Source organism: Nocardia sp. NPDC003345 (assembly GCF_053589395.1).
Genome location: NZ_JBSFRU010000466.1, coordinates 1 through 3,627, shown reverse-complemented (window position 1 = coordinate 3,627; position 3,627 = coordinate 1). Strand labels below are relative to the sequence as shown.

Annotated in this window: 5 protein-coding genes; 2 read left to right on the top strand and 3 right to left on the bottom strand. The window is 70.4% G+C overall.

Annotated elements, in window-relative coordinates:
* A partial coding sequence (locus ACWDU1_RS30700) for an ROK family protein (RefSeq protein WP_450003832.1) occupies positions 1-398 on the bottom strand: 398 nt, incomplete at its 3' end.
* A gap of 211 nt (positions 399-609) precedes the next feature.
* On the opposite strand from ACWDU1_RS30700, the gene ACWDU1_RS30695 reads away from it, so the two are divergent.
* Positions 610-1,521 carry an inositol monophosphatase family protein gene (locus ACWDU1_RS30695; RefSeq protein WP_450003831.1) on the top strand — a complete coding sequence of 304 codons (912 nt, stop codon included), beginning with the start codon at positions 610-612 and terminating at the stop codon, positions 1,519-1,521.
* 33 nt (positions 1,522-1,554) lie between these two features.
* Here the strand turns inward: ACWDU1_RS30695 and cei are convergent, their stop codons facing one another.
* Positions 1,555-2,235, bottom strand: coding sequence for an envelope integrity protein Cei (gene cei, locus ACWDU1_RS30690; protein WP_450003829.1), 681 nt, complete (start codon positions 2,233-2,235; stop codon positions 1,555-1,557).
* A 392-nt stretch (positions 2,236-2,627) separates the two neighbouring features.
* On the opposite strand from cei, the gene ACWDU1_RS30685 reads away from it, so the two are divergent.
* Entirely contained in the window at positions 2,628-2,930 is a 303-nt protein-coding gene (locus ACWDU1_RS30685; RefSeq protein ID WP_450003827.1) for a DUF4193 domain-containing protein, read from the top strand.
* Between the two features lie 13 nt (positions 2,931-2,943).
* On the opposite strand, the gene ACWDU1_RS30680 is transcribed toward ACWDU1_RS30685, so the two are convergent.
* A complete protein-coding gene (locus tag ACWDU1_RS30680) occupies positions 2,944-3,459 on the bottom strand; it encodes a DUF3093 domain-containing protein (protein WP_450003825.1) in 516 nt (171 codons plus the stop codon).
* Positions 3,460-3,627 lie beyond the last annotated feature (168 nt).

Below are 3,627 nucleotides of genomic sequence, written 5' to 3'. Positions count from 1 at the left end.
AGCAGCACCAGCCCGTGGATATGGGCCGCGGCCCCGTACCGGTCCTCGGCCAGGCCGGCCGCGTCGGCGTCGTTGAGCACGGTGACCTCCCGGCCCCCGAGGGCGGCGGCGAACAGCGACCGGGCGTCGGTGCCGATCCAGGATTTGTCGACGTTGGCCGCGGTATGGGCGACCCCGTCGAGAACCACGCACGGCAGGGTGACCCCGACCGGCCCGTCCCATCCGGCCTCCGCCACCAGCCGCGCGGTCGCGGCGGCGACCGCGTCCGGTGTGGACGGCTGCGGGGTGGCGATCTTGATGCGCTCGTAGACGAGCTCTCCGGTGTCCAGATCGACCGCGGCGCCCTTGACGCCGCTACCGCCGATATCGATACCGAACGCGTGCCGTCCACCGGACATGCGGGTTCCCTCGTTCCCTGTGCTGGCCTGATGTCGTCGTGCGCCGATCCGGCCGGCCGCGGCGGCCGGGCCGCGCGAGAGGTGCCGAAACGACGTTGTTGCCGCCCACCCGGTTTCGTACGGAATCCGCTCGGGCCCGCCCGCCGGTGTGGTGTGCACGACAAGCGTAATGTGCGGGCCCGGCCACCCCGATCGCAGGATCTGTGCTGCGATGGGAGATGTGCCGGAATCGACGTGGTCCCTCACCGCTGCCTCTGACCCCGCTCCCGCCGACGCCGCCCTGCTGCGCCGGATCTCGACCCATCTGGCCGGTACCGCCGCGGCGCATGTGCGGGCCAGGCGTCCGGAGGTCTTCGGCCCGGACGGCGCCGCCGATTCCGCCGTTCGCACCAAGAGCACCCGGACCGACCCCGTCACCGTCGTGGACACCGAGACCGAGCAGATGATCCGCGACGAACTGGCGCGCCTGCGTCCCGGCGACCACATCCTCGGGGAGGAGGGCGGCGGCGATCTCGACGCGGCCGGTGACGACGACGTGGTGTGGGTGGTCGATCCCATCGACGGCACGGTGAACTTCCTCTACGGGATCCCGGCCTACGCGGTCTCGGTGGCCGCCGTGCGCGGCGGTCGGCCGGTGGCGGGCGCGGTGGCCGATGTGGCCGCCTCGGCTCTGTACGCGGCCGGCGCCGGGCTCGGTGCCGCCCGGATCGACCGGGCGGGCCGCGATGTGGCGCTGCGGTGCAATCCGGTGCGCGAGGTGGGCCTGGCGCTGGTCGCGACCGGTTTCGCCTACGGTGTCGGCCGCCGCACCCGGCAGGCGGCATGTGTGGCCGATCTGCTGCCGCATATCCGCGATATCCGCCGCGTCGGCGCGGCGGCGCTGGACCTGTGCATGGTCGCCGAAGGCCGGGTCGACGCGCATTACGAGCACGGGCTCAATCCGTGGGACTGGGCGGCCGGGGCGCTGATCGCGGCGGAGGCGGGAGCGATGCTGCGGCTGCCCCCGATCTCGGAGACCGGCGCCACCGGCTCGCTGGTGGTGGCGGCGGCCCCGGGAATCGGGACGGAGATGTTCGCCCTGCTGGACCGCCTCGGGGTGTCGGAGCCCATTCCGGAGCCCTGAACCCGGGTTCCGGTGCGGAGCCGCTCGCGCGGGTCAGCAGCGGGCGACGCGAGCGGCCTCGAGCATATCGATATCGATATCGGGGTTCTCCCCGCTCACCGGGTTGCGCAGCGACCGCAGCACTTCCTCGCCGTCGTTGTTGGGCTGCAGGTCCCCGCCGAACAGCGCGCCGAGCACCAGATCGACGGTCTCGTCCGCGCGTTTGTCCTCGATGAGCTCCGCGCACGGCATGGCCAGCTGTACCGCGGCGGCCACCGACCTGCCGTTCTCACCGAACCGGATCTGCCCGGTGCATTCCAGGTCGCCGTTGGCGTATATCGGATCGTTACCGAACGGTTCACCGGGCACGCTGCCGAAACCGAGATCGCCGAGCTGCGCGGCCACATGCGCGGCCTGCCCGCGCTGGCCGTTGGCGTTGAGCACCCGGACCTCGGTATCGGCCATCGCGGCCGGGTCCACATCCTCGAACCGGCTCGTCCCGACCCGCTGGCCCGGCAGCGGCTGCGGACCGGCCTTCGGGTCGGTGGCCGGGCTCGGCGAATTGCAGGCCATGGGCGTGTAATCGTCGTCGTTGGTGGTCAGCGCCTTGATCCAGAGGCCACCGCAGAGCACGGCGAGCACAACGACCAAGATCAGCCAGGGGCGCATCCTCCGGCGCGGAAAGGGACGGCCCTTGTCGTCCGTCCGGCTGCCTTCGGTGATCAGAGAAACCACGTCGACACTGTACGTACCCGAGCCGGTGGCGCGCGCATTACCCGGTCGGCTCCGGCCGCGTTGTCCGGGTGGTTGCGGCAGGCGGGGCGACACGTATCGATTTGCGGGCGGTTTCGACACGGCCGGGTTTCGATTGCGACATTTTCCGCACCGTCCGCTATTGTCTGCCCGCCCAGACCGAAACATCCATGAGTAAATCGGCGTTCGGTCGCGGGAACAAGCAGGGCAACTCATGCGTTGTCCGGACGCTAACGGCGGTGAGTCCACAGGATTCGCGCTGATAGAGGACCGGTGCGGGTGTGAAGTGCACCACCGGCGGGGCGGCGGCCGCGGTCGAACCAGACGGCGTGCGCCGATCCGGATATACGGAGTAAGGACGAGGGGAAGACGACATGGCAACCGACTATGACGCACCGAGGCGCACGGAGTCCGACGATGTGTCGGAGGATTCGCTGGAGGAGCTGAAGGCGCGTCGCAACGAAGCCCAGTCCGCCGTCGTGGATGTCGACGAATCCGATACCGCGGAGTCGTTCGAGCTCCCCGGCGCGGACCTGTCCGAGGAAGTGCTCAGCGTTCGGGTGATCCCGAAACAGGCCGACGAGTTCACCTGTTCGAGCTGCTTCCTCGTACATCACCGCAGCCGTCTGGCCACCGAGTCCGGCGGCCGGATGATCTGCATGGATTGCGCCGCCTGAGCGGCGCGTGAGGTCATTCCGCGCTCGGGATCCCGAGCGCGGCCAAGACCTCCCCGGGCCGGCGCGTACTGACGAGCCAGTACGGCGTCGGGTCATCGGGATCGTCGAGCACCAGCAGCACCATGGTGCCGATCCAGGGGCGATGCTGGACGTAGGCCGCGGGATCGAGCTGGCGGCCCAGCGCCGCGCTCTTCGCGCCCCGGCCGACAACCGTCGCCCGGGCTACGAACGACGCCGGCAGATGGGCCCGGTCGACCCGTAGTTCGGGGGTGCCGGAGGAATCCGGCGCGACCTCCACGCGGTGGCGGCTCATCCAGAACAACACCCATACCGGCACCGGGAACAGCAGCACATACGGCAGCCAGGCCCGCAGCCCGGGGGCTCCCATATGGATTTCCGCGGCGAGCAGGCCGGCGAGCGCGAAACCCACCGGCCACCACCACAGCGGCACCCAGAGGCGCTCGCGATACGCGGCCGGCTCCGGCCGGACACGGGACTCGGTTTCGCTGTTTCGGGGCTGGTCGGACACGACTCAACACTAAGCGACACCCGGCTCGCGCCTGCGCGTAGGCTGGTCGGACGTGAACGCACTCTCACCGATACCACTGCTCCGGCTGGACCCCGGAATCCCCGTGCCGACGCGCGCCCACGATACGACCACCAGCTGAACGGACCATCCCCCGCCGGGTGAAGTTCA

Bases quoted from the DNA above. Each gene is read 5' to 3' on its own strand.
- ACWDU1_RS30685 (WP_450003827.1), top strand. From the start codon at position 2,628: ATGGCAACCGACTATGACGCACCGAGGCGCACGGAGTCCGACGATGTG.
- ACWDU1_RS30695 (WP_450003831.1), top strand. From the start codon at position 610: ATGGGAGATGTGCCGGAATCGACGTGGTCCCTCACCGCTGCCTCTGAC.